Consider the following 25,881-nt stretch of genomic DNA (forward strand, 5'->3'; position numbering starts at 1 on the left):
CCGTCCTAGACATAATCCAATCTCTTGAAATCCTGCATTTTGCTATCTATAAAACCTTCATTGAAGTCGGCAATCCCCACAAACTCCGAATCTTGAAAACATAGACCTAAGAGCCATAGCTGCCGAATGGCAACAAAAACTGGGACCGCAGCAAGATCATTTTCGCTGAAAGATCTGACACTACAATACCCTCTCAGAAAGGCGTCCCATAATCTTTCCACTTCCTCCGGGTCATGTCCGCTGTGTATTTCTCTGGCAAGCCTAAACTCCGCAACATCGTAAGCTCTCCAGCCGTAACCGCAAAAATCAAAATCATAATGGGTCAGCTTTCCGTCCTCTGTAAATGCAGCATTCGTATTGCCATGCAAATCTCCGTGGCACACGCCCCAATCTAAACCACGAACCTTGAGTTCCGAGGTTCGTTTCTTTAGTTCCTTTGCCATTTCACTTAGGTAGTTATAATCCGCCAACCGATGCTCCATATAGGGTCTGATAATGGATAAAGGCTTATCTATTAGAAACTCCATATCCAGTTGCTCCCTTGTATGACGACTTTCAAAATGATCCATCGCCTTATGCATGTGGCCGATGGATTCACCGAATCGGTAACTGTCGACTGCGGCGTGAATCGGTCTCTCGTGCCCTTCCGCATATTGAAATAGGACCCCGTATCGAATTCCCTCCATAACGTTAAACCCTCTAAGGTATGCTCCGTCTTTTCCCGGAATCGGCTCTGAAACGATGATCCCCTTCGCACTGAGAAACCGGAGCAACTCCAATTCAAACTCGATGTCAGACCCGCTTCTTCGATCAGCCCTGTAGATACGGAAGATATACTTATCAACATCCGTTTCTACTTCGTACGTATCGTTCATGCCCCGCAAAAAATACTGAATTTTTACAACGGAACCGATCTCATAATTGTGTTGAATATGTAACCCTACCGCTTGTTTAGACAAAAGCGAGTAAGTGACAGGAAATAAACGCAACCCCAATCCCTCCTTGCACTCAAGGGTATCATCCTCGACAAACTCTTACATATAGGCTGTATGATTATAATTATTTTTTATATAAACCGCGGTACGTTGTAATTACAAAAAAAAAGCAATAAGCTCTGTCTTCTTTAAGACAGGCTTACTGCTTAAAATCAATTAGTCTTCAATCATGATTTGCTTGTAAATCCCATAAGCTCTTTCACATGCAGGGTATTTTCCAAAGATGTCAGCTTTTCCAGCAAAGTGAAAGCCACATCAAAAGCCGTTGCCGGGTTACATGAAGTGATCAGATTCCCATCAACAACGATCTGTTGTTCCATGACATGGGCACCGAATTCTCGCAGCTGTGATTTTCTGATGCTGGTTGGGTGATCATAAGTCGTGGCTTTTCGTCCCTCCAGCACGCCGGCTTTGCCAAGCGTAAGGGCTGCAACGCAAATCGTAGCAATCCATTTGCCCTGCGCATGAAACTCCTGAATGATCTTGGAGAACCTGGAGTCGTATGCATCGTTATAAAAGCCAGCTTCCTCGAACCCGCCGGGAATCGCCAGCGCATCATAATCGTCCACATTAACCGAGTCCAGCGTGATCTCAGGAATAACGGTAAAGTTCCACGTGCACTTCAACCGGTCATGCAGTCCCGCGGACACAACCTGGGTTGTCCCATCCCCCTCCAGCTTGTTCCAACCCAGAACATCGGTAAACACACTCGCCTCCACAGCTTCAAATCCATCCGCCAACAGTAAAAGCACTTTCTTCATAAGCCATCCTCCCCCGTCCTTGTCACTCTATTATCATATGAAAAGACATCCCGATCTTTTGGATTGTGTACTATCATAACTACACTTATCTCTAAATTCAACTGAAAAACAAATGAATAACAAAAAGAAGCAGCCCGATGACTGCCTCTTTTTGTTCAATAACCTGCATATCGGAACGGATGCTGAATTAATGATTTAAATCATATAACCCAGGTGCGTGCTCGTTCGCCAGCTCAGGCATTACAGGTAACGGAAACCCTTCCGGAGGTTGAACCACTTGCAGCTCCCCGCCATTTCTGCTTGGTGTTTGACCGCTAAAAATCTCGCCGATTCGCGTATCATCCAGCCTGAAGTTGAACTGTGCGTTATGGAAGCCCATATCTACGTATTTTTGGCATTCCGGATATTTATGGATGTCGTAATTCGGAACAGGGAATATTTTACCCCATTCAACGCCTAGCGTCTCCAGTGCTTTGGCAAACGCATTTTGATGCGCATTATCCCGCACAATCAGGAAAGCCAACGTCTCACGGAACGTTTTGTTTGTGCTCATCTCATAGATTCGCGTTTTTTGAAGTACTCCCGTTGATTCCAGAACAACGTTATCGAGCAAGTTACTAACCAAATTACCGTGATCATAGACGTAATTTCCCTGCCATGGGTTTCCTGCCGCATCAACAGGTAAAGAACTTTGGGCTCCCATGATAAAGTGATGCGGATTCGCAAGCTTGATCGCTTCATCGAGCGGGGCCTCGTCCATACCGGAATTACCGGCGCCTTCAGCGCCAGCGCCGGTAAGCAGCTGATTGATTGTATGTTGAACCAACTCGACATGGCTTATCTCTTCCAAGAAAACGCCACGGATCAGGTCGCGATATGGAATGGCATTCCCACGGAAATTGTTGCTCTGGAAGAAGAATTGCATCATCGTCCGCATTTCGCCGAATCGGCCGCCTAACGTTTCCTGCAGCACCTTTGCAGCTGCTGGATCAGGTTGATCCGGAACGATCAGATTGATCAGATCCTCTTTATAAAAATACATGTAATATCCTCCCGCTTCCTCAATATAGTCACGAATCCAGTTTGCGTTTACATCCCATTTTCCATGCACTGCATCCGTCACAATAATTTCTTGGAAATTTGCTAGGTGCCTATTCTGCTTATTTCGAAAGAATTAAACAACTATCTCTTGCACATAATGACTCTGTTTGAATAAATCTTAAAGGAGCGAATAAGATTGGGAATTTTAAGCGGTAATCCTAAAAATGAGCCCATGCATTATGGGGAAATATTTAGCGTATGGTCAGCATCCATGTTGGCAAAAGGTATGGTATCCTGCTACGAGGCTTATTTGAATCATGCAGGCGATAAAGATCTCAAAAAAATTCTGAATGATCTGCTGGATCAATCCAAGCTTGAGATTAAAGAATGTGATGAATTGCTTACCGACAACGGAATCGCCCCTGCACCGGGACTTCCCGAAAGACCCCCGGTTAAACTCGAGGATATTCCGGCTGGCGCAAGATTCACGGATCCGGAAATAGCAGCCAAAATCGCAGCTGATACATCACTCGGATTGGTATCATGCAGTCAAACCATGGGACAATCCATCCGGGAAGATATCGGCGCGTTATTCGCTAAATATCATCTCACCAAGACGGCGCTGGGTGTGCGTATCCTTCAGATGAATAAGGAAAAAGGCTGGCTCATTCCGCCGCCGCTTCAACTCAAGAGACCTGAATGAGTATAGTGTAATCAATCAAAAAAAACACTCTGATCTGATGTGGCTCAGAGTGTTTTTTTGATTTAATCATGTATTCGCACATTGAGCTTCTACTCGCTAAGCCTGCTGCTTCTTAACAGGCTGATGATCTCGAAGGAGCCAAATGTGGAAGAAATATTCAAAGATTCCAGATAAGAAGCAACGCCTATCCCCAGTGCAGCAATCACAGCTGATGCAAACGTGGCATTCGAAAGCCCGACAATGATGGCCGTAATCATGGCGCCATGGAGCAAAAGCTTAACCAGTAACTTCTCCATCCTGATCACTCCTATTATTGGTGTAACAACATCTGCTTGTATAATTTATAACCCCATTTTATCCTTTCAAGCTTTTCCTTTTCTATCTGTCCTTGGATGCTGCTTCTTTTTTTGTTTTTAACTCATTCCCTGACCCCGCCGATGATTCCAGGTTCCGACGGGAGTTGTTGGGGCAACGGGTTGATTGCAACCTGTTGCCTACCAATGAGGAACATGCCTAGGATGACCAAGATGCCGCCGCACCATTGCTCCCATCCTACGGATTCTTTTAATACGATGACCGATAACAACAAAGCCGTGAAAGGCATCATGCCGGAAAAAGCAGCAGCTGTTGATACATGGCAGCGCTTGATGCCGGCATACCACAGCATGAAGGCCACGGCCGTCACGATCGGTCCATACCAAACCAGCGCAAGCCATTCCTGCAATCCTATTGCTGCCAGTGAAGCCACCGGATCCTCGAACCATGCGGGGATCAAGCATAGCAACAAGGCGATCACCGAGACCAGCGTCGTCTGGACCATAGGATGAATGGCTTTGTTTGGTGAAGCCGTTCGCTGCATCGAACCGATGCGGGAAAGCAGATTAAAGCCGGATTCACTCCATGCAGCGCAGAGCACAAGCAGGTTACCGTACAGATGTTGTGCCTCGAATGCATGGCCCGGCGTGAGTACCCCTTGTATGATCATAATGCCTACCACCGTGGTAACAATGCCTACCAGCTTATTGCCGTTCACCGATTCTCTCAGGAGCCCAAATGCCAGCATGACGGTAAAGGCGGGTGTAGCGCCTGTTAGAATTCCTGCTTCTGCCGTGCTGGTATGAAGAAGTCCTTGCAGCAGCAGCATCCGAAACAGAAACATCCCGAGTAACGCCTGAAAGAATAGACCCCCCCAGTCTCGGAATGTTAACTGTCGAACCGTCCTCACCAGCTCCTTCCTACATAGAGGAAGCAGACATAGCAGAGCCAATACCAAGCTGGCGGCTGTTATCGTAAATGTCCCTAATTTCCCGTTCAAAAACCACGCCGTGATGACAGAAGTCCCTGCAAGCGTGAAAGCCCCGCATAAATAAAGCATCCCTTTCCATCGTTCCAAAAAAATCACATCCCCCAGTTATTACAGATCGACAGCGACTGAATCTATGCTACAATCATAGGGAAAATACTGGTATGGTTACAGATCCAGTTAAGCGCAAATTTATGCAGACCAGTTGGAGGATGCTCTCATGTTGGGAATAAGACTGCACCGTAGCAGCGAAGTATCGCTTAAACGACAAATTTATACAGCCATAAGGGAGAGGATTGTTCAAGGAATCCTGCAGCCAGGAGAAGGCCTGCCCTCATCCCGTCAGTTGGCGAGAGAACTCATGGTATCTCGTAATACGGTCAATGAAGCGTTTGACATGTTGAGCGTCGAAGGCTACGTTATAAGCCGACAAGGGGCACCTACACGGGTCGCTAAAGGCATTGCACTGGATATCCTGGCTAACCTTGAACCGCCGCCGCGGAAAGAAGCTCCTCCTGATTTCGCAGCAGATTTCCGCACGGGACAGCCTGAACTCCGGCTATTTCCACGGTACGCATGGCAGCAGATTTCAATGAAAACCCTTGGCGACATGAGCTCTGCTCTGCTAGGTTATACGGGTCCTCAGGGGTTGCCTGCACTTCGAGAAGAAATCTCATTGTGGCTTTATCGTTGCAAAGGCCTTAAGGTATGCAGCCAGGATATATTCATAACGGCAGGTGCAACACATGCGCTGAATATCCTTGCCGACTTACTCTTTCAGGAAAATCAGGAAATTTGGTTTGAAGATCCCTGCAACATCGAGATGCTGCAGACGTTCATCAACAAAGGATATCGAATCCATCATGTTCCCGTAGATGAACACGGGATTCAGACCGATCACTTGACCGACAAGTCTGGATGTCCCGTTTATGTTACACCCTCTCACCAATTTCCGCTTGGAGGCATTCTGCCGGCGGATCGGCGTGCTGCGCTCATCCGCTACGCCAGAAAAAACGGCAGCTATATCATCGAGGACGATTATGACAGCGAGTTCCGATATAGCGGAGATTCGGTCGCACCTTTATATGCCATGGATCCCGATAGGGTCATTTATGTCGGCACGTTCAGCAAAGTTCTGTTCCCGGCGCTTCGGATCGGGTATGCGATTGTGCCCCGTAAGCTTCAACAGCGCTGGGGGCATTTGCGTACCCATACGGATGTGCAGAATCCCCCTTTTGAGCAAGCTGCCTTAGCCGAGTTTTTGCGCACCCGGAAATTTGACAGGCATATCGGGAAAATGCGAAAGATCTACGGCGAACGGAGGCAGGTCCTGTTATCTTCGCTACATGAGTTTTTCGGAGATACATGGCGTTCCTGGGGCGATGCAGCCGGTCTGCATCTGGCTGTAGAATTTCCCGGGGCGATCTTTGACGAGGCTTTCAGGCAGAGGACCCGGCAGGATGGGATACGCATCACGCCACTGGACTATCATGGTATTCAAAAAGGGATCCATGCAAACAAGTTATTGTTCGGCTACGGTCACCTGGAGGCAGGCGAAATCCGCGACGGAATATCCCTGCTGCATGCTTATTTGAAGGATCAAGGCTGCTTATAACATCTTCAAGATTTCTTTATGCTTCCATCCAAACAGTGAAGGCTGCCATCAGGCAGCCTTTTTTATGCTTCGTCACCGTACTCCATACATCGCATTCCTATTTAATCTTTATCGCAGCCTCCGTGCTCGCCAGCCGTTTCGCAGCTTCTTCGGCTTCCAGAAAGGCCTGTTCCAGAACTTGGTTCCGATCCAGAATCGCATTTCCCTGTGCCCGAATGATCTGATAATCCATTACTCCCATAAAGTTAAACATGGACTTAAGGTATTTATGCGAGTACTCCACCTCGGCGTACCAGTCATGATTTGTGTAAATGGCGTCACTTGCCTGAATGACCAGCAGACTGCGGCCATCGGTTAGCAAACCTTCCGAGCCGTTCTTCGTATATTGGAATGTCTCACGCGCAATGAGGATATTATCGATATAATCTTTAAGCTTGGACGGAACGTTGAAATTGTGCATCGGCAATACGATGACATACTTCCGTGCCGCCTTAAATTGCTGCAGAATGGCGGACATGCGGTCCGATATCTGCTGCTCCTCTTCGTTAAGCGGCTCCCCTCTACCCTGTTTGTTCCAAAGCTCTAAAACCATATGGTCTATGGCAGGTATAGAATCACGGTATAAATCGATTTGTTCTATAGCACCTGCCGGGTTGCATTTCGTGTACGCCTCCAAAAAATGCTGAAGCACCCGCAAGCTGACCGAAGTCGCTGACTCCACCCTCGGATGTGCGTTGATAATGAGTATGTTCTCCATCTTATATCTCTCCTTTTTCGACTATTTCATAATGTAGACAAACAAGGCGGTCCAAGTGTGACATCAATTCTGATTTTATGCATAAATCAAAGGCTGCGATGGAAAGGATATCTAATATATGTGTCGGGGGAGTGAAGTTATGGATCTCAAAGAAAGCCTGGCTGAGTATTTCAAAGCGAATGCTGATTTTTTCAATGTTGAAATTCAATTGCTTCAGTATCAAGTTCAAGTGATCGGTTTAGATTCTTTAGTTGATCTTCCCCAGAGTATCGCTTCACTGCAAATCCAAACCTCAAATATGATTGAAAATTCCCTGTCGCCCGCTTCACTTCTTAAAAATCTAGGCGAGCTTGTCGAACCCAAACTGGAAGCGGTTATTCCTGACATCATGAAGGGCAACCTGATCGTCCTGGAACCCTTGTCTGGAACTTGCAGCGCCGTCCTTCCGATATCGAAAAGTGTCACCCGCTCTGTCTCATCGCCAGAAACGGAAAATACGTTATACGGCTCAAGCAGCGCTTTTCTGGAAGATATCAATACGAACATCGGCATTCTTCGAAAACATTGCACCGGATCCTCCTTGCAAGTCGAAACGTACACCGTCGGGAAGAGTCATCCCAAATCCTTATTGTTAATCTATCAGGAAGACCGAATCGACCCCCGGTTACTGCAATCCATTCAAGCGAAAATCAAGGCGGGTCTGGATCAGGAAGTTCACCATATTCAGCATCTCGAGAATATGCTGGGCGTAAACACGTGGTCGCTCGTAACCAACTTCACCATGACGGAATTGCCGCAAAATGCGGCTCACTCCCTTCAGCAAGGCAAGGTTGTGTTCATGCTGGACCGTTATCCGTTCGCAATTATTTTACCCAGCCTTGTCATGGATATGTTCTGCATGAAGGACGATCATAATTATCCTCTCCCGTTCATGTACCTGATCCGACTCCTGAGAGTTGTCGGCGTCTTGATCGCGACCATTATTCCCGGGCTTTATGTGGCCTTGGTGTCCGTTAATCCTGAAATTCTGAGGCTTCAGCTGGCCTTATCGATTGCGAACAGCCGGCAGGACGTCCCTTATCCCGCCTTTGTCGAGACGCTGCTGCTCCTCATCGTTCTGGAGCTCATCTTGGAAGCGAGTGTCCGTCTTCCGAAAAGCGTGGGACCCACCATTACGATGGTGGGCGGTATTATACTGGGCCAAGCTGCCGTATCCGCCAAACTGGTCAGCAACCTGCTAATTATCGTGCTGGCGGGTACAACCATTGCTTCTTCCACGGTAGTGGGATTTCAGAACTCTGTATCTGTTCGCGTGTTCAAATATCTGCTGATCATTTTATCCGCCATCTATGGCATGTTAGGGCTGCTTGCTGGAATCGTTGTCGTCTGCGCCTATATGGGTCATCAGAAAAGTATGGGGATTCCTTACTTATCATTACCTACATTAAATCAGAAGGATGAGCGAAATGGATAAAAGTGGTTATCATGCAACCATCCTGTACGTGGTTTGTCATATGGGGCTTATCTTTTTTCTCTATCCCTCCGATTTGTTTTCAGGCATGAAAATGGGGCACTGGATCGGAATCTCCATAAGCTATGCGCTGCATGCAGTCGCCCTCTTCATGTACATTAAAGGCCTGCAATGGGCCGCCCAGCGGAATGTCGTGAATATCGTGGATGTGTTCCGGAGCGCCGGTAAATATCTCGCGTGGATCTTTTTGCTTCCTGCCTTCTTTTACTTTGGTATCGCTATTATCATCACGCTTAGGGCCTATTCCGAGATGTTGAACCTGGTCTTTTTATCAACCACGCCGCTGTGGGCGATCCAGTTGTTATTGATTGCTATTGCTTTTCTCATGGCTTGGCAAGGCATGGCCAGCATGGCCCGAACCAGCATCCTGCTGGTCATTCTGTTCACATTCCCCATCATTTTTGTTCTCTGCTTTAGCTTTCAAAATTTGGATTGGTATTATTTGATGCCGATCATAGACCCTGAACAATCGTTCCAATTTCTTGCGAAACCCGATTTTCTAGTCAGTTTATTCGTCTATGCTGGCGGCTTCTTTTTCCTGGGACTGTTACCGCCATCCATACATATTAGCATCAAGAAAATGATGCTGGGCTGTCTTCTGCTGCTTCCCATGTTCTTGTTATCGGTATATTTGCCGCTTCTGACCTTTGGGCAAGCGACCGCCGAGTTATATCAATTTCCCATGCTGATGACCATAGACACCGTGAATATCACTTGGCTGTTGTTCGATCGGGTCACGATTTTTTTCTTATTGAGCCTGATGGCGTTTGCGCTGCTGTACTTGGGAGTGACATTATGGGTTCTCGTTACGCTTACCAAACGGGCTGCCCCAATGATTCCCAATATCTATCTACTGATTGCTCTGACCGCCGGTTTGTTTGCCATATCCATCGCCATCCCCAACTGGGATTTCCTTAAGAAGCTGCAAGTGTGGATTATTCCTCTGCGACTGTATATTTTCCTGGTGCTTCCGCTGATCACGTTTATCATCGGATGGCGGCACAAGCATAAAGCAAACCGTGCAACGGAGGTAACATAAAATGGACAACCCGGTCATCATCCGCCATGCCTTGAAGTGCTTTCTCATGCTGGCCGCCCTGGTTCCCTTGCTTACCGGCTGCTGGGATATCAAAGACATTAATCATCGCTCGCTTCCGGTGATCATGGGCATTTCGTTAACCGAGGAGAATCAATACAAGGTGTTTTTGGATATCCCGGCAACGAATGATACAAGCACCGTAAATATCGTTTCGGATACGGGCGATACCATCAATGAAATCATCGATCATATAAGCATGAACATGGAGACTCAAGTGGATCTGCTGCATTTGAAAATCGTCATCGTGGATAAAAAATTTGCCCGAAACGGCATGGAAGATATCATTTCCGCATTTAATCGTTCCAGAGATATCTCCTCCAAAACGCTTTTTGCTATCAGCGATCAAGGGCTGGATCAATTCTTTTCGGATATGGCAGCGAAATCCGAACACAGCGGTAATATCGTTTATGACTTTTTCGAAAAAAACGCCGGCTGGAACCCTCAATTAGCGGATACGAGGGTATGGCAAATGTTTCGCAGCATTCATTCCTATACGCATGATGTCATCGTCCCCATTATACGTTCAGGAAAATCCACAAGCATCGAATGCATGGGTTCGGCCATCATCAAGAATGGCAGGATGACGGGCCGAATCGGCCCCGATGAAACGCTTGTGGCTAATGCCTTTTATGGAAAAAGCGCGTTCGGCAAAGTCGAGGTCATGGAAAGCGCCACCGTACAAATCATAAGCAACAGGCTTACCCATCACAGCTGGATGCAGGATGGCAAACCTTATCTTCGAAGCCATCTTAGACTGAAGGTTACCATCCTGGACTCTAGGGGGCATCCGACGGAAGGGCAGATCACCGAGAAGCTGGAAGAACTGCTCACCCTCCGGCTGAATCAGATGTTTCAAGAGACGCAAAATGAACAAGCGGATATCTTGGCTTTGGGCCAATTTTTCAGAAATCATCTGACCCGAGAACAGCTGCGGGATTGGAGAACGACTTACTACCCTAATCTGGATTTCAAGCTGCGAGTAACGACCGTCATTGAGAATCGAGGTAATCTTAAAGATTTGTAAGTCCAGGATACGGATTGGACCACATAACAATCCATCAAAAAAAGGACCGCACCTGCGGTCCTTTTGATATTTCGCATACCTGCTCTTGCTGCTGGCTTTTTTGCCGGATGACCAGCATCCCCTTTAACGCTTCATACTTACCATGGGTTACGTTGTATGCATTAAGACTTCGCCCAAAGCATCCAGCAGCTCTTGATTTTCTTCCGCCGTTCCTACCGAAATCCGGATATGCCCAGGCAGTCCCCAACCTTTGGCGTATCGGACGATAATCCCCCGCTCCAGCAGCTTATGGTACAGGGCATCCGCATGTTCTCCAAGCTCTGCCAGAATGAAATTGCTCATGCTCTCGTCGTAAGGAATCGATAACCGACTCAGCCCCTCATAGATTTGCTGTCTGCCTTGTTCATTCATCCGGCATGATGCCTGGACGTGTTCCTCATCCCCAAGTGCCGCCGATGCCGCTGCTTGTGCCAACGCATTGACATTAAACGGCTCTTTAACCTGAAGCAATGTGCGGATAATGCCTGCTGAAGCTGCTCCGTAGCCGACGCGAATACCCGCAAGACCGTAGATTTTGGAGAAGGTATTCAGGGTGATGACCGGATATCCCATCTTGATGAAATCGATCCCGTCCGAGTAATCAGGCGCTGTCGCGTAATGGCGATATGCCGTATCGATCACAACCAGTACGCGAGTAGGAAGACGGTCCAGAAGCTTTTTCATTTCAAGCTCGGGAATATAGGTGCCTGTTGGATTATTGGGTGTACACAGATACACGATTTTGGTTCGTTCCGTAATCACGGACAGTATATCTTCCGCAGAGAAGGCAAATTGTTTGCGCAGCGGTACCCTAATGACCGTACTGGACATAAGAAAAGCACCAAACTCATATTCGCTGAATGTTGGATCAGGAACCACGATCTCGTCGCCAGGCTCAAGGTATGCCCGAGAAATCAGCATGATCAGTTCATCGCCGCCGTTTGTCACAATGAATTGATTCGCCGCCAATCCCAAGTGCTCGCCAAGCGTTTGCGCGAGACCCGAAGAGCGTTCGTCGGGATAACGGTGCAGATCAGACAACCGCTCCTGAATGGCTTGCAATGCTTTGGGCGAAGGACCGAGTGAATTTTCATTGGAAGCCAATTTGATGACGCGATCCAAGCCGTATTCCTGCTGTACTTCCCAGATGGGCTTTCCTGCCGTGTAAGGCTTCAACCGTCCTAATGCCTGCCGCGGCGTTACCTGCAACTCTTTATCTTCCTCTGCTTGATTCAATGTGTTCTCCCTCCGTTACCGTGTATTCATCTTCTACACTTCGCTGTAATCGATCTCCAAAAACTGTTCCACTTCCTTCTTCCAGCGGTTCTCGACGAAATCAACATGCTGCGGATGCACATTATAGGCTTCATAATCGGCTTCGTTATCAAATACCATCGAGAAGCCGAAATCATATGTATTTTTAGGACTGATTTGTTTAAATACCTTAAACGCTTGAACCGTTGGAATCGTACTGAGGGCAGATCGTCCATCCTCCAAAAAACGATGCTCCTCCGCCGATCCTTTCTCATGTTTAAGTGAAAAAATAACGGAATGAATGATTGGGTTGGTTGTCATGTTTGTCCAGCTCCTTATTAAGATTCGTATGAGGCTGATGATCTTGTATAACTTGAAGTACTGTGGCTAGAGTTACATCATATTATAACGTCAATCGTCAAATAAATTCCTACGAAAAAGGCACCCTTTTCCATGAAAATCGAAAAAGAGTGCCTACTATCTTGCAAATTTCAACAATGGCATCGTCATAAAACATGACTGTATAGCCTTTGCAAATTATTTAGTCTTCTGAATGTGATTTGTCAACAAATCAAGTAGATATGCTTTTAGATCAACCATTCGTAAATTCGCCGGCTTTTCGTTCGTTCCGACAATGATCAGTGGGACAAGCGACTCCATACGTCGGATCGAGCCATGGCCCCCGCCCCCCTCATGCGTTGGTGAACTGCGGTCCGCCAATTCGTATCCCGGTTTAGCCGTCACGACCAAAAATTCACCTTTATGAGAGTTCAGCGCCCCGGACAGCCTCTCCAGCACATCGGGATACTGCCCGTAATCCAAGGTCCGATCATCGGCATTCAATTTAAGGTCCAGCACCTCGGCATCCTGCTTCACGGTCCATGTCTGTTTATAGCGATCGACCAGGTTACCTTTCGCCTTATATCGGAGTTCTTTCGAAGTAGATCCCTGAATGGCATGAATCCATTCATTTTCTTTCCAAGCAACAAAATCGATGCGGTCGTCCTTGCTTAGGATATCCGCTAAGCTTCTCAAAGAACGACTCGATTTGAAATTATATACATAAGCCATCGTTTCATTGACTGCGAGGGCGACCTCGGTCTCCGCTTTCACCTCTTCGCCCGGCTTTAGAACGGAGATGCCTTTCAGCATAGCGGGCATATCAATCTCCGAACGTTGTTCCGCCGGAAGAAGCTGTGTCATTCCGCTGTCCCCAGCGATGACGAAAATCGCTTCGTTAAACGCTTTTTCCGGGGATCCGAAGGCATTTAATAAGGATTGGAGCTGCTGATCCACCTTTTTGACGCCTTCGAGCTCTGACGGACCTTTTTTATGAAGCTTCTGGTCCAGGTCCGGTAAATAAACATACAAAAAATCCGGAAGCTTGTTGGCTTGAATCAGATAGCTAACGGCTTCGATTGCATACTTATTGTTCAGCCCCATCCGATCGTTGAGATCATCAGGCAGATTCTCTTTACCTTCTAGGGGGTTCGACAAGGCTCCCAAGGTTAAAAAATCCGGGCCTTTGACTTTTATTTTTTTCTGCAGGGAAGTCGGACCTTGAATCCAATCCGGGATCGTCAGCGTATGCTCGGTCGTTCCACGATAAATCAGGCCGTTAATCGATCCTGATTTCAAGCCGAGCCGGGCTAATTCTTCGTGGATTGTACGTGAATTCGGATTTAGATGTTTTCCGTTCAAATGGATTAAAGCATCGGTCAGGACCGGATTGATGCCTTGCCTGAGGATTTCCATCGGTCCTGTTCCGTAGTTGATCATCTTTTTATCGTCGGATGAATACCATAAAAGCCCCGGTACGCTATGGCCATTCGGATATTTTCCCGTCAACATCGTGCTGTCAATCGTGACGGACATCGTAGGAAAAGAGCTGACCAGATCCTTATAGTATTGTCCATGTTCAATCAAATATTGAAAGGTGGGCAGCTGTTTTTGAGATATGCCCTTATCGATCGCCTGTGCCATTAATGAGTCGACCATCAGAAATATGACTTTCTTATGAGTGTTCCCTTGTTCGGATTTAACCCTCAGCAAATCCTGTTCGGCAGGTTTTTGATGCTGGCATCCCGTTACCGTGATCAGCACAAGGGACAGCATTACGATGAACATCCTGTTTATCCGCATTTCGCATTCACCACCTTAGTACATTTTGTCACTAAAGCGGACATGTCATTCGAGGGATATTTTGCATATTTTCTTATGCATGCAAATCCAAAAAAGAGAGGACTTTCGCCCTCTCCCCAATCACCATATCAGCTTTCCACTGCTCTCCCCTGTGGTTTCGTCAGTTTGAAAAACGATGCCGCACCCAGCACGGACGTAGCAAACAAAATGGCTCCCATCGGCACAGCTGTGGATTCGTCAATGCCAACCAGCGGTGACACGATCGAACCCTTAAATAATAGAAGGATTAGCATTGCGCAGCATTTAATCAAGATCCCACCAATAAAGACATCTACTGCTTGCCAGCATCCATCAGGTGGCGGGGTAAAAGTTCATACGTTTATACTCATAGGTGCATGTGCTCATTAAGCTGTAGCCATTTTGGTTGGTCATGTTGAGCAGATTGTTGTTGATCGGGTCAAACAGGAGGTCGCCGCCGCGGCGACTGTAGCTCTCTTGGTGATCAGTGCGCCCCGCCTGACTACCAGCAAACATGTTGAGCCTATAATACATAAGCTGATCCAATGAAGGAAGGTACTTTTATTTTTAGTTGTTAGTCGTTAAGCATTATGCTAAAGTTCTCCATATCATTTTTACATGCTCACTTCGACGTTCAGTGTAAGTAACGGTAGTGACTGGAACAGGAGAAAAAAAGCGTCCACAAGCCTTAAATAAAAGACTTGTGGGACGCTTTTGCTTTTTATTGCCGGGTAAATTCTGCCCGGTCAAAGTTTCCGATATATTTATAGGTGGAGTTGGTTGATCCGGTCAACACAAAATACACATCATGAACGCCGCTGAGCGCCTCGGTCAGTTGCCCGGTGGCGGTTTTGTATGTTCCCCACCCGCTTGCCGTTGGAGGCACCGGTATCGTTCCGATCAAGATGCCGTCCACTCCGCCTAGCCGAACCTCTACAGCGGATTCCGGGGCACAGTTCGTGCTGTTGCTGGAATACTCAATGGACAGCTGATTCACGCCCGCGCTGCCAAAGTCCATTCCTTTGTAAGCCAGCCATGCCCCGTCAAACGTATTGGCAACCTGCAACCCGCTTTTTCCCGATTCCGTCTTCAGCGGACCACGGTTAGACGGGTTAACGTCGGAGGACCACTCATCATAGGTTTCAAGCTCGAGTTTGGCATAGTCGCTGCGGAGCTTATGGTAGCCCCAAGTGAACGAGTCGAAATTTCCGATATAAGGCAGCGAGCCTGTGGTGCTGCCTTTCATTACAATATACAAGTTCTGCTTGCCCGTCAGCGTCTGGTTCAGGAGCGCATCCGCCGTTTTGTAATTGGTCCATCCGCTGCCGGTCTGCTTGAGGGCCGCCGTTCCGACAAGCTTGCCATCTACGCCTCCGAGCCGGAATTCAAGCACAGCGTCAGCCGGTGCTCTGTTGGAAGGCGCCGTGTATTCCACGGAAATAAGGTTGCCTCCCTCCGCCCCGAAATCGATATCGTCAAACGACAGCCATGCCCCGTCAAATGTATTGGCAACCACCGTCCCGGCATTGCCGGTTTCGGTTTTGAGCGGATTGCCGTTGAACGTATTGACCGCCGAAGACCAGCTGCTTCGGTCCTCGAACTGGATCGTTCTGGTGTCGCCGACAGGCGGTTCCGGCTCCACCGGATCATCCGGCAGCACCGTCTCCGGATCTGGGATCGGTAGCGGATCAGGCTTCGTTCCAGGCTCTTCGGGCTGTTCAGGCTCCGGATCGGGAACCGGTTCAGGCTGCGATACAATCGGTTCCGCCAGCCACAGCGAATTATAAATATTGCCGTCATAGGCATCCACCAAGTAGATGTTCACCTGAAACTTGCTAGCGTTCACGTTAAACGTTTGGGAAATGTTAAAGTCTCCCGTGTCGACCGGGATGCCGCTTGAAACCACCGGCTGGCCGCTGCCGTCCATCAATTGAATGACGGCAAGGGCCGAATCGACATAGTCTCCTTTTAATGTTCCGGCCACTTCGACCCGCATGTTGCCGGTTCGCTTCACCTCGGCGTCCAGATCGAATACATCCCACTGGATGTCCGACGTATACACTTGATCCGATAACAGCGCATACCCGGCGGCCAGGCCCAGGCTTTCATCCGCCTTTACCCGGACCTGTACTTGACCCGCATCGTACGCAACCGGCCCAACGGTCTGAGGGTTCGCCGTCACGGATCTCCAGCTTTTGCCTCCATCGGTGCTATATTGATAATCCGTCGCTTTCTCAAATCCCGGCACATAGGTCCAGCCAAAGGTATTCGCCTTGTCGTCCACAACCGGTTCGGTCGGTGCAGCAGGCTTCTCCAAACGCTTCACCGCATTCAGACTGAATTCGAAGGCGAGGTCTGAGCTGGTGGCATTCACCTGATGGACCTCGGCGGCCAGCACGTTTGTGCCTTTAACAAGATATGACGGATCGATCCGATAGACATTAGGGTCGCGTTCATTGTTCACAGTCGCATTGGCGAATGTGTCATAGGATACCGGTCCCTGCGGCATGTTGGTCCGGATGATTTCGTGTCCGTTCAAATACACGACGGCTCCGTCATCGCAGATCAGGCTGCCTTCAAGCTCCAGAATATCGTTCACATCCGTCATCTCAAACGTTTTGCGGAAGTATGTTGTGGTGTATTTACGGTTGGCATCCGGGCCGTAGCTAACCACTGTTTTGGCATAATCCGTATTGTCGTAGCCAAGCGGCGCCTGTCCTGAGCTCCAAGCACCATCATCATATGCTACACCGGTCCAGTCATCGCCCGCGTAAAGTCCCTGGTCGAAATACTTCCATTCCTCTTCCTCGGCAATTAGCTGCTTACGCGACATGCTGTTATCCACCTCCGTACCGTAATCGTGCGTCGGCGGTGCCGCCTCCGGGGATGCACCCCACTCCGTATTCGGCTCCGATCCCATATCAAATGCCAGCACGCCGCCTTTCATTATATCCTCATAGCTGATCCAGGCTTGATCGAAGGTTTGTCCGTTCAGCGCCGCCGATTGAATGAAACGATTTTGGCTCGAAACGCCGTTTGCCTTGATCGTAAACGTCTTGCCTCCGTCCAGATGCAGCTTCAGCTCCGAGAAGATCGGCGATCCGATCAGGAAATTAGCGTCGCCCGGATTGCCAGGGAAGAGGCCCATCGCGCTGTATACGAACCAGGAGGACATCCCGCCGGCATCATCATCCATGGAGGGAAGATAGCCTTCGGGATCGTCCCGGTAAACCCGGGATTTGATCGGGTATGCATACAGACCGTGGTTGTGATACCGCTGGGTCACCGCTTCCGTTGTGTACTGTCTGGCATAATATTGGGTCAAATAAGGCATGCCCAGGTAATTAAACAGGTACGGGGCTTCCAAATCGGGTTCATTAATCGCCACGTATTCGTTTCTTTTAAAGAAATCTTGAAGCTGCTTCGCCATTTCTCTTTTGCCGCCCATCAATTCAGCCAGCCCTTTTATATCCTGGGAAGCCGACCAGCGGTAAGTCCACAGATTGCCTTGATAAGCATACTTGTTCACAGTGGTGATATCCGCTTTGCTGACGCTCGTACCATTTGGAGTGAAGAAGCCGTATTTGTCTCCATTTTCGTCGACCTGGTCCGGATTCCACAGCTCCTTGTAGGACAACGCGACTTGCTTATATTTATCGTAAGTGTCGCGGTCTCCGAGCATCTCGGCCAGCTTCATCGGGAAGTACCCGCTTCTGGCTTTCTCTAACTTGCCGGAAATTTCGCCGTCGTTCACAGAGAAGTTGTCCGCATCCACCGCCATGCCCTGAAGAGCGGCGTAGGCGTCAAAGTCTCTGAATCCCTTCGCATAAGCATCCAGAATGACGGCACCGTTGAATTCGTTTCTTACGGTAGGGCTCGGCCAGTAGCCTTCTCCCCACTGCGTATAGGCGCCTCTGGTTTCGTACAGATCAACGAGAGATTTGACCATGTTGTTATAGGTTTGCGGCTCCAGCACGGAGAAGAGCGCGTACTTTCGAAAATCATCCCATGTGGTCCAGCCGTTGTAATACTCGAAATCATCGCCAAGCTCGGCAGTTTGACGGATCGAGTTCTCGTCTCTGCCCGCCTTGAAAGTGCCCGAGGAGCTGCTTACCTTATTCGGGTGGAGGAACATATGGTACATTTGCGTGTAAAAGATTCGCTTGTTCCGCTCATCGCCGTCGGTAATTTCAATTTTGCCCAGCAGCTCGCTCCAAAGGTTTCGCACTTTGGCATGCTGCGCATCAAAATCCCAATCCGCGATATCATGCTCGCGCTCGTATTTCGCTTGTTCGATACTCACAGGAGAAAGTCCGACCTTGGCTTGGACCACTTTGTTTGCAGCCGTATTGAAATTGACCCATACTCCGCTGTTGGCACCCGTGCGTACAGCCTCGGTACCCACAGAATCGCCCTGCCAGGAAGTGTAAGAGTCAAAATCATGATCAAACGTGATGGAGAAATACATCGTGTAATAGCCATGGCCGCATACGTTCTTCGACTGAACCATGCCTGATATTTCACGGTTGTTCTCTACTTTTAGATTGGCATTCACCATGCCTGCATAAGCGTTGGAGAGATCCACCAGCACCGAGCCCGTTCCGGCCGCATCCGGAAACGTGTACCGATGAAAGCCGACATTGTCCGAAGCGGATAGCTCCACGCCGACTCCGGAATCCAGGTTCACGGCATAATAGCCGGGGGATGCCTGCTCGCTGCTTTTGTCATATTTTTGCTTGTACTCGCCGCTGTTTTTGGTAAAAGCACTGGTCTGCGGCATCATCAGAATGTTCCCGCCCCCGCCGCTGCAGCCAACGCCGCTGAACCGCAGATGCGAGAAACCTTTCAAATGCTTGTCCTCGTAGTAGTAACCGCTGAAAGCCCCTCCATCGCTGTCCGGGCCCAGGGACACCAATCCGAAAGGCGTTGTCGGCCCCGGGTTCGTCTGTCCGTTGTCCCCCAGCGTGTTGATAAACGGATCTACGTAATCGACGGGAGCCAAACTCACTGGCGGGTAAGCCGGGGTTTGACCGGCATCCACGCCATGCAGTTCAAGCTCATACAGACGGACCGTGTTGCTGTCGTATGCCCCCTGGCTTACGTAAAATCTGAAGTAGCGGGCCGTTACGGGCTCGGATAGATACCGGTCCACAATCGTTTGCGCGTTGTTTTTGACAACATCGACATCCTTCCAGCTCGTTCCGTTATCGCTTTTTTGCAGTCGGAAATCCCTGGTGTTCCAGAACGGAGCGTTGCTTTTTTCGTGAATGGCGGCATTTTGAACCACCCATTGGTTAATGGTATATTCCTTGCCCAAATCAAGCTTAAGCCATTTGATTTTGGCGTTGGTATTGTCGCACCATTTGGTGTCCGTTTTGCCGTCAACGGCAAATCCGGGACCTTCATTGCTGTTGCACTGTCCGGATGCGGTCACCTGGGCTCCCAGTGCCACGTTCCTTGTCTCTGCGCCCGCAACCGCCGTGGATGAGGAAGCTGCCCATGCGAAGCCTGCGGATAACGCAGGCTCCATGAAACCGTACAGCAGCAGTACTGTCATGAGCATTGAAATGATCTTTTTTCCCATTATGCTTGGTTCCCCTCGCTTTCAACTTATCAAGACCGATCTGCGATCAACCGATGAATCATCACGGCCACTTCGGCCCGCGTTACCGAACGTTTCGGGTTGAAGCTCATGCCGTCCCCTTGAATCAAGCCGAGCGTCCAGGCTTCATGCACAGCCGCCATAGCCCATGTGGAAATCGACTCTGCGTCGGCAAAGGCCGACTCGCCCTGAGTGGTTTCCTCCAGGTTGAGATATGCCGCCGCACGGATAAGGGAGACCACCGCCTCTTCCCGTGTAATCGGGTCGTTTGGTCTGAACGCCCCTTCATATCCCGACACAATGCCAAGCGCTGCAGCCTTTGTCACAAACTCCGTGTAATAGCGACCGGTTGGTACATCCTTGAACGGATTCGCTCCGTTTACCGCTGAATTGTTCCCTTCATGTTGAATCGATCTCATGATCAGGGTTACGAATTCCGCACGGGTGATGCCGCGGTTCGGTTCATAACGTCGTTCATCTACACCGGTAACCAAGCCCTTGGCCGCAAGAGCTTTCACGGCGTCTTCGGCCCAATGCCCAGCCATATCGATAAAGCTTTTGTTATATTCCAAAACGGCATAGTAGGAAAAATGATCCGCCATAAAAATGAAGGTACCGTTCTTTAGCGTCCCAGGCACATGTTCAATACCGCTGCCGTCAACGTAATACACGCCGGCAAGATCGGAAGAGATTTGTTTCTCCTGTGCCTCCGTCAATTTAAAGCTAACCACAGCCGGTTTGGTCAGATTATGGACTTCCGTCACGTTGTTCCCCGAGACGATCTGGATGACCACGGAGAGAACGACATCGGTAGCGGAATAGTCTGTTTTGGATGATAAGGACCGCTGAATCAGGGCCCGCGCTTCCTCCGTATAAGCTGCCTTGAGCACTATGCGGATCAGGGCTGACTTGTCATTCGGCACAGCGATGGAGCCTGCAGGGAGCCGAACCGTCCGGTTTCCTGACGTGACGATCAGATCCAGATTCCGCTTCACGAGAGCATGTATCGATCCTGCCGCCAATTCCAGGGCGGAGCCGGATTCGCCTGCGGACGCGGGCAATTCAATCGTCACCGATTCCTTGGCCTGGTTAACAGCCTCTGCCATCGTGTCTTCGCCGACGATATACCGCCCGTCCGAGGTTAGCTCCGGATGGATGATCGAGCCCGGTGCGGAGCCGGCACCGGCTGGAATGCCGCCGGACGAGCTCGGCGGAGGCGTTACGCTGCCTCCACCGCCGCTCGAGCCGCCGGAGCCCGGACTACCCCCACCGGGATTCCCGCCACCATCGCCGCCATCGCCGCCTCCCGGCGGATTTACAGGTGCTCCGGCAATTCTAAACGTCCTTGAATCCGTGGAGGAGCCGGTGCCTGCCGTGACCGTATAGACGCCGGAAGGCGCCAGGTCTTCATCGGCCGGAATTCCTACCTTCGTTGAGTAACGGCCAGCCGCTGCTGCGATAACATCGATATACAGCACCGTTTGGCGAGGCGTTACCATCTTGACCACCACATCCCCAGCCTCAACCGGAACGGTGCCGGAGATCGTGATTTCGTCGCCCCGCTTCACTTCCGATGCGCTCAGCGACAGCGAGAAGTCCTCCGCCGCGAACACCGAAGCCGGCGAGAGTATGAACAGCAATATCAGCATAAGTGCCACGTTTTTTTTCAACATCGTCAATCCTCTCTTTCTGTCCGTCATCGAAGCTCGACCGGTTTCGCCAAACGGACCGGCACCTCAGGATCGCTGTTAAATTCATCGAATACGAATACTTTGACGCTGTATTGATCCCCGCTCACGTTAAAGTATTGCGAGATCTCAAGCCGATCCCGTTGAATCGGGATGGCGTTGATCAAGAGTGGTTTGTTGCCGTCCATGAGCTCAAACACAACATAAGCATCGCCGCTGTATTCTGCCGTCTGTTCCACGACGACATCTACCTTGAGCTGGCCTTCTCTTGTAAGCTGACCGGATAATTGGTACGTATCATGGACGCGGTTCTCCGTAAACGGCTTATCGGATGCCAGATGTATACCGGCTGGTCTTCCGCCGGCTTCATCCGCCTTCACGCGCACCATAACCGTTCCGGCAGGATATTGGCCATCCCCGACAGGCTGCGGATTCGCGGTTACGGGTTTCCAGGTTGCTCCGCCGTCGGTGCTGAACTCGTAATCGGAAGGCTGCCCATATCCCGGTACGTTCGTCCAACCGAACGTATTACGACCGTCGTCCACAACCGGGGCCGTAGGTGCAGCCGGCTTGTTGCCCGAGGTGGTGACCGTCGCAGCTGGCGAATTGTCCCGCTTATCAACCGCTTTAACGGCGAATTCATAGGTCTGGTTCGGGTCGGTGCCTTCTACCAAGTACTGATAACTCGTTTTGTCTCCATCAGCCGGAACGTAGGCGCTCCAGTTTGGACCAAGCTTCCCGTTCACCTCATAAATTCTATAGCCCCGGACGGCATCTTCCGTGTCCGTAACTTTCGGCGAGCTCCAGGAGAGCACCGTTTTTCCGTCTCCCGATTTGCCTGCGGACAACCCTTCCACGGCTTCCGGTCGTGCGTCATTTCTTACAATGGTGTACGTGTCCATCGGCGTCGATTCGCCTGCAATAAAAGACTGCATCGTCAAGGAAGTCTCCGTTACCTGAATCCCTGTGTACACCGGCTTGTAAGGCTGGCTGTACTTGGCTGCGTAATATTTGTCCACATCGTCTCTGACGCCGTAATATTTGCGCCCCGCCGCGTTATTGATCAGATAGAGCGTCCCGTCCGGATCGATGACGCTGCCGCTTGCGTCCGTAACCACGTTCTGGACCGGCTTGTCATTATACATTTGATAGGATCTCATGAAAGTGTGATCGTGGCCTTGAAGAACGAGATCAATCCCCAGCTCATCTATGATCGGATACAGTTTTTCTCTCAGCTCTAAAATATCGCGGTCGACCGCATGGCCGCCAACCGAGTAAATCGCCTTATGGAAGGCCACAACCTTCCATTTCTTGTCGGTCTCGGCGACTTCTTTTCTCAGCCATTCGATCTGTTTCTCGAATGATTCATGTTGAGCGCTGTCCCACGGAATATCGCCGGTGTTCAATACCATGAAATGCACCGGTCCGTAATCGAACGAATAAACCGCCCCCTTCGGTTTGGAATCGGTAAACGATTCGTCCGGCATGTTGAAATGATAATAAAAATTGTTATGGTTAGGTCCTTCATGGTTCCCGATGGTCGCCATGAGCGGCAGATTCATCAGGAGATCCTGAGGCTGTGTGAAATAATCGTGCCACTGCTCCTCGAGATCGCCGACGTCCACCATATCGCCGGGCATGACCAAGAATTTCGAATTCGGAAATTGCTGAAGGCCTGAGCGGAGCGCACCCGCCCATGTTTTGTAATCCTCGGTGTTGCCGCCCTGAGAATCGGTCATGTACAGGAACGAGAACTCCTTCTCGTCTTTGGCCTTGGTCGTGATTTGTCCAGTATTGCTCCAATATCCGCCGCTGCCAACCCGGTATTGGTACGTTACTCCCGGTTCAAGGCCTTCGGCGAGCACCTTATGCGACAGATACGTACCGCTTGTGGAGCGGGTAATGCGGACATGGATCACCTCGCTCGTTCCGCGAAAGGACTTCATCGCTGGTGAATCAAATGCTTGTCCAGCCGGCACGATCTGAACTTCGCTGTTCAAGATGCCCGCCGGTGCCGAATCGGGATTCGGGTACTGGGTGTACCAGGCGAAACTGCGTCTGGTTCCCGCATCACCATGAAGAGACATGGCAATATCAAATGGCGCATAATCAACGACTTCCGACCGATTATCCGCATGAATAGCAAAGCTGTTCACATTCGTGCCGTCGATCAATTGCAGGCCGGCTTGCCCATCATACGTCACGTTCACGGTTTGAACCGGCGTTATCGGTTCCGCGACCTTCAGTGATATACCGGACGGATCGCTGCCTTGCTTCACTTCCAATATGGAAAACGCCTGACCGTCGGCCGTCACCGCAAGGTGATCCTTTAACGTACCTGGCAGCGAGTCCAACTCCGACAGCATGTCAAGCGAAACATTCAGGCCATCGGCCGTAACCGTCGCCCGGGCGGGACCGTTATAGTCCTCCGGCAAATAAAAGACATGGTCGGGAACGATCTCTTTGGCCAGCGACGGTGTAGACCAGCGCAGATACAGATTGGAGCCGCCAAAATCTTCGAAGTACTCCACTTTGAAGCTATATTTCACGCCTCCTTGCAGTGTAACTGGATTGCTGGTCTGTTCCTTATCCCAATCATTCACCCAATGATCGACGATCAGTTGATCATCGATCCACAGCCGGAAGCCGTTGTCGCCGATCATGTGAAAGGTGTAATCATCCGTTTGAGGCGGCATGATCTGACCGGTCCAGCGGACATTGGCTTTATCCGACTGGCCGGTCAGCGATTGCAGCACCGGATCCAGGTTCGCAAATTCAATCCGAGAGTCGATAACCGTTCCTTTATAATCGCCAAATTCAAAATTGCTTCTGCCTGTGTAATACTCTCCAAGCAGCCCCTGATTTTTGCCGATAACCGGAGGCAGCGTATCCGAGCCCTTCAGCTCCAAAGAAAAGAAAAGGTCGGAGCTGGCTCCGCGGTCCTGGTGCACTTCGGCCGCAATCACGTTCTTGCCGTCCACGAGCAAAGCCGGATCGATTTCGAAAGCATTCTCATCGCGTTCGTCTCCAACGGCACTGGATGCCGTAGTTGTGTACGTAATTGCCCCGGACGGCATATTCGTGCGGTACACTTCCTGTCCGTTCAGGTAGATGACTGCCCCGTCATCGCGAATCAGTGACGCTTCCAGTTGTTTGATGTCGGCAGCGCTAGTCACCTGGAAGTCATGGCGGAAATACGTTGTCAGATACTTGTTGCCTGCATCGGGACCGTACTCGATGCGCGTATTCAGGTCCTGTCCTTTGCCGCTTGATGCATATCCGAGCGGAGCCGCCGCTTTCTTCCAGCTGCTGTCATCGAAATTTGGCTCTCTCCAGGCTGTACCCTGATTCGAGCCGTTATCGAGATAAATCCATTCGCTATCCTTCGCGATGAAATTCAATAAAGAAGCAATGGACGCCGCGCCAGCTGCCCTAACCGTTACGGTGGCGGAGTCCTGATGCGCCCCATCCTCCGTTGCCACCCTAATTTCTACCGTTCCTTCGCGCAGGCCCGTAACGACCCCGTCTGGGCTGACGGAAGCGACGCCCGGATCATCCGATGTCCAGATCAGGGCTGGTGGTATGCCTTGCCCTTCCGGTGAAACCGTGGCAGAAAGCTTTTCCGTCTCCCCTTCCGTCAATTCCAGCTCCGGCTTATCGATACGGATTCCGGAAGGCGTGATAGCGGCGCCAGCCGGCGAACCTATGGCTTGAAACTCGTAAATATTGGCCGTGTATGAACCAGTTACACCATTCGGTTCGCCTGGATGCGTGATGTTCAATTTAAAATATCTAGCCTCCACCGGTATGTCCAAGGAATGTGTAGTTTGGTCATATGTGTTGCCGGTGACCGTGACGACAGGCGTCCAGTTTATATCATCGTTACTGATCTCGATCGTATAATCCCGGGTATTGTAGCTTACCGGCTCACCTGCCGCTCCTGCGTGAGACAGCACAAATTGGCGCACGAGAGCTTCGGCGCCTACATCAACTTTTATCCAATACGGGCTGTCTGTTTCGAGCAAGTTGGAGTCCCCCGCATAACTCCATTTCCCGCTATCCTTGCTGCCGTCAATAGCTTTGGACGGAGCAAATGCCTCTGATATGTATCCGTTCGCCGTTGCCTTCACCCCAGCACCGGCAAACACGTTCGAATCCGCTGCCGAAACGCCCGTGATCGACATCGGGCTGTACCCTGTCGACAACAGCGAGGTCAGCAGCATGATGAGGGCAAGTACACGGCTTGTCAGCACAATCCTTTTATTCAATTTTCTATTCCCTCCCTTATAACATATAAATGTACGTATAA

Annotated in this window: 17 protein-coding genes and 1 pseudogene; 5 read left to right on the forward strand and 13 right to left on the reverse strand. The window is 50.0% G+C overall.

Going from position 1 to position 25,881, the window contains the following annotated elements; genetic code table 11:
- Positions 1-5: 5 nt before the first annotated feature.
- From ACETK5_RS14675 to ACETK5_RS14685, 3 genes are all read right to left on the reverse strand, one after another.
- The gene (locus tag ACETK5_RS14675; protein WP_100536689.1) at positions 6-989 is read right to left on the reverse strand and encodes a phosphotransferase; all 984 of its coding nucleotides are present in this window, start codon (positions 987-989) and stop codon (positions 6-8) included.
- A 173-nt stretch (positions 990-1,162) separates the two neighbouring features.
- Entirely contained in the window at positions 1,163-1,756 is a 594-nt protein-coding gene (locus tag ACETK5_RS14680) for a DJ-1/PfpI family protein (RefSeq protein ID WP_100536688.1), read from the reverse strand.
- A gap of 187 nt (positions 1,757-1,943) precedes the next feature.
- Positions 1,944-2,798 (reverse strand): manganese catalase family protein, encoded by an 855-nt coding sequence (locus ACETK5_RS14685; protein WP_100536687.1) that lies wholly within the window; start codon positions 2,796-2,798, stop codon positions 1,944-1,946.
- Positions 2,799-2,993: 195 nt separating this feature from the next.
- On the opposite strand from ACETK5_RS14685, the gene ACETK5_RS14690 reads away from it, so the two are divergent.
- The gene (locus ACETK5_RS14690; protein WP_100536686.1) at positions 2,994-3,500 is read left to right on the forward strand and encodes a DUF3231 family protein; all 507 of its coding nucleotides are present in this window, start codon (positions 2,994-2,996) and stop codon (positions 3,498-3,500) included.
- Between the two features lie 89 nt (positions 3,501-3,589).
- Here the strand turns inward: ACETK5_RS14690 and ACETK5_RS14695 are convergent, their stop codons facing one another.
- Both ACETK5_RS14695 and ACETK5_RS14700 read right to left on the reverse strand, forming a co-directional pair.
- On the reverse strand, positions 3,590-3,796 hold the full coding sequence (locus tag ACETK5_RS14695; RefSeq protein ID WP_243390637.1) for a hypothetical protein: 207 nt from the start codon (positions 3,794-3,796) through the stop codon (positions 3,590-3,592).
- Positions 3,797-3,918: 122 nt separating this feature from the next.
- The gene (locus ACETK5_RS14700) at positions 3,919-4,902 is read right to left on the reverse strand and encodes a DMT family transporter (RefSeq protein WP_100536685.1); all 984 of its coding nucleotides are present in this window, start codon (positions 4,900-4,902) and stop codon (positions 3,919-3,921) included.
- 121 nt (positions 4,903-5,023) lie between these two features.
- Here ACETK5_RS14700 and pdxR point away from each other — a divergent pair, with 121 nt between their 5' ends.
- On the forward strand, positions 5,024-6,418 hold the full coding sequence (gene pdxR, locus ACETK5_RS14705) for a MocR-like pyridoxine biosynthesis transcription factor PdxR (RefSeq protein ID WP_394056444.1): 1,395 nt from the start codon (positions 5,024-5,026) through the stop codon (positions 6,416-6,418).
- Positions 6,419-6,515: 97 nt separating this feature from the next.
- Here the strand turns inward: pdxR and ACETK5_RS14710 are convergent, their stop codons facing one another.
- On the reverse strand, positions 6,516-7,175 hold the full coding sequence (locus ACETK5_RS14710) for an FMN-dependent NADH-azoreductase (RefSeq protein ID WP_326112646.1): 660 nt from the start codon (positions 7,173-7,175) through the stop codon (positions 6,516-6,518).
- Between the two features lie 139 nt (positions 7,176-7,314).
- Here ACETK5_RS14710 and ACETK5_RS14715 point away from each other — a divergent pair, with 139 nt between their 5' ends.
- Genes ACETK5_RS14715 through ACETK5_RS14725 form a run of 3 tightly spaced genes read left to right on the forward strand, consistent with a single transcriptional unit; the run spans position 7,315 to position 10,829 of the window.
- A complete protein-coding gene (locus ACETK5_RS14715; RefSeq protein WP_326112647.1) occupies positions 7,315-8,649 on the forward strand; it encodes a spore germination protein in 1,335 nt (444 codons plus the stop codon).
- A complete protein-coding gene (locus tag ACETK5_RS14720) occupies positions 8,642-9,745 on the forward strand; it encodes a GerAB/ArcD/ProY family transporter (RefSeq protein ID WP_394056447.1) in 1,104 nt (367 codons plus the stop codon). Before ACETK5_RS14715 ends, ACETK5_RS14720 begins: the two co-directional genes overlap by 8 nt.
- Position 9,746: 1 nt before the next feature.
- Entirely contained in the window at positions 9,747-10,829 is a 1,083-nt protein-coding gene (locus ACETK5_RS14725) for a Ger(x)C family spore germination protein (RefSeq protein WP_394056449.1), read from the forward strand.
- 147 nt (positions 10,830-10,976) lie between these two features.
- Here ACETK5_RS14725 and hisC read toward each other — a convergent pair whose 3' ends face one another.
- From hisC to ACETK5_RS14760, 7 genes and pseudogenes are all read right to left on the reverse strand, one after another.
- A complete protein-coding gene (hisC, locus tag ACETK5_RS14730; RefSeq protein WP_394056451.1) occupies positions 10,977-12,104 on the reverse strand; it encodes a histidinol-phosphate transaminase in 1,128 nt (375 codons plus the stop codon).
- Between the two features lie 33 nt (positions 12,105-12,137).
- Positions 12,138-12,443, reverse strand: coding sequence for a Dabb family protein (locus tag ACETK5_RS14735; RefSeq protein WP_100536678.1), 306 nt, complete (start codon positions 12,441-12,443; stop codon positions 12,138-12,140).
- A 216-nt stretch (positions 12,444-12,659) separates the two neighbouring features.
- Positions 12,660-14,264 (reverse strand): alkaline phosphatase family protein, encoded by a 1,605-nt coding sequence (locus tag ACETK5_RS14740; protein ID WP_394056453.1) that lies wholly within the window; start codon positions 14,262-14,264, stop codon positions 12,660-12,662.
- A 128-nt stretch (positions 14,265-14,392) separates the two neighbouring features.
- Positions 14,393-14,557 (reverse strand): annotated as a pseudogene (locus tag ACETK5_RS14745) (hypothetical protein); the annotation flags it as partial.
- A gap of 446 nt (positions 14,558-15,003) precedes the next feature.
- Entirely contained in the window at positions 15,004-19,845 is a 4,842-nt protein-coding gene (locus ACETK5_RS14750) for a GH92 family glycosyl hydrolase (RefSeq protein ID WP_394056455.1), read from the reverse strand.
- 50 nt (positions 19,846-19,895) lie between these two features.
- Positions 19,896-21,557, reverse strand: coding sequence for an S-layer homology domain-containing protein (locus ACETK5_RS14755; RefSeq protein WP_394056457.1), 1,662 nt, complete (start codon positions 21,555-21,557; stop codon positions 19,896-19,898).
- A 23-nt stretch (positions 21,558-21,580) separates the two neighbouring features.
- The gene (locus tag ACETK5_RS14760; RefSeq protein ID WP_394056459.1) at positions 21,581-25,840 is read right to left on the reverse strand and encodes a PA14 domain-containing protein; all 4,260 of its coding nucleotides are present in this window, start codon (positions 25,838-25,840) and stop codon (positions 21,581-21,583) included.
- Positions 25,841-25,881: the final 41 nt, after the last annotated feature.

Source organism: Paenibacillus ilasis (assembly GCF_043195395.1).
In the GTDB taxonomy this organism is placed as follows: domain Bacteria; phylum Bacillota; class Bacilli; order Paenibacillales; family Paenibacillaceae; genus Paenibacillus_AQ; species Paenibacillus_AQ lautus.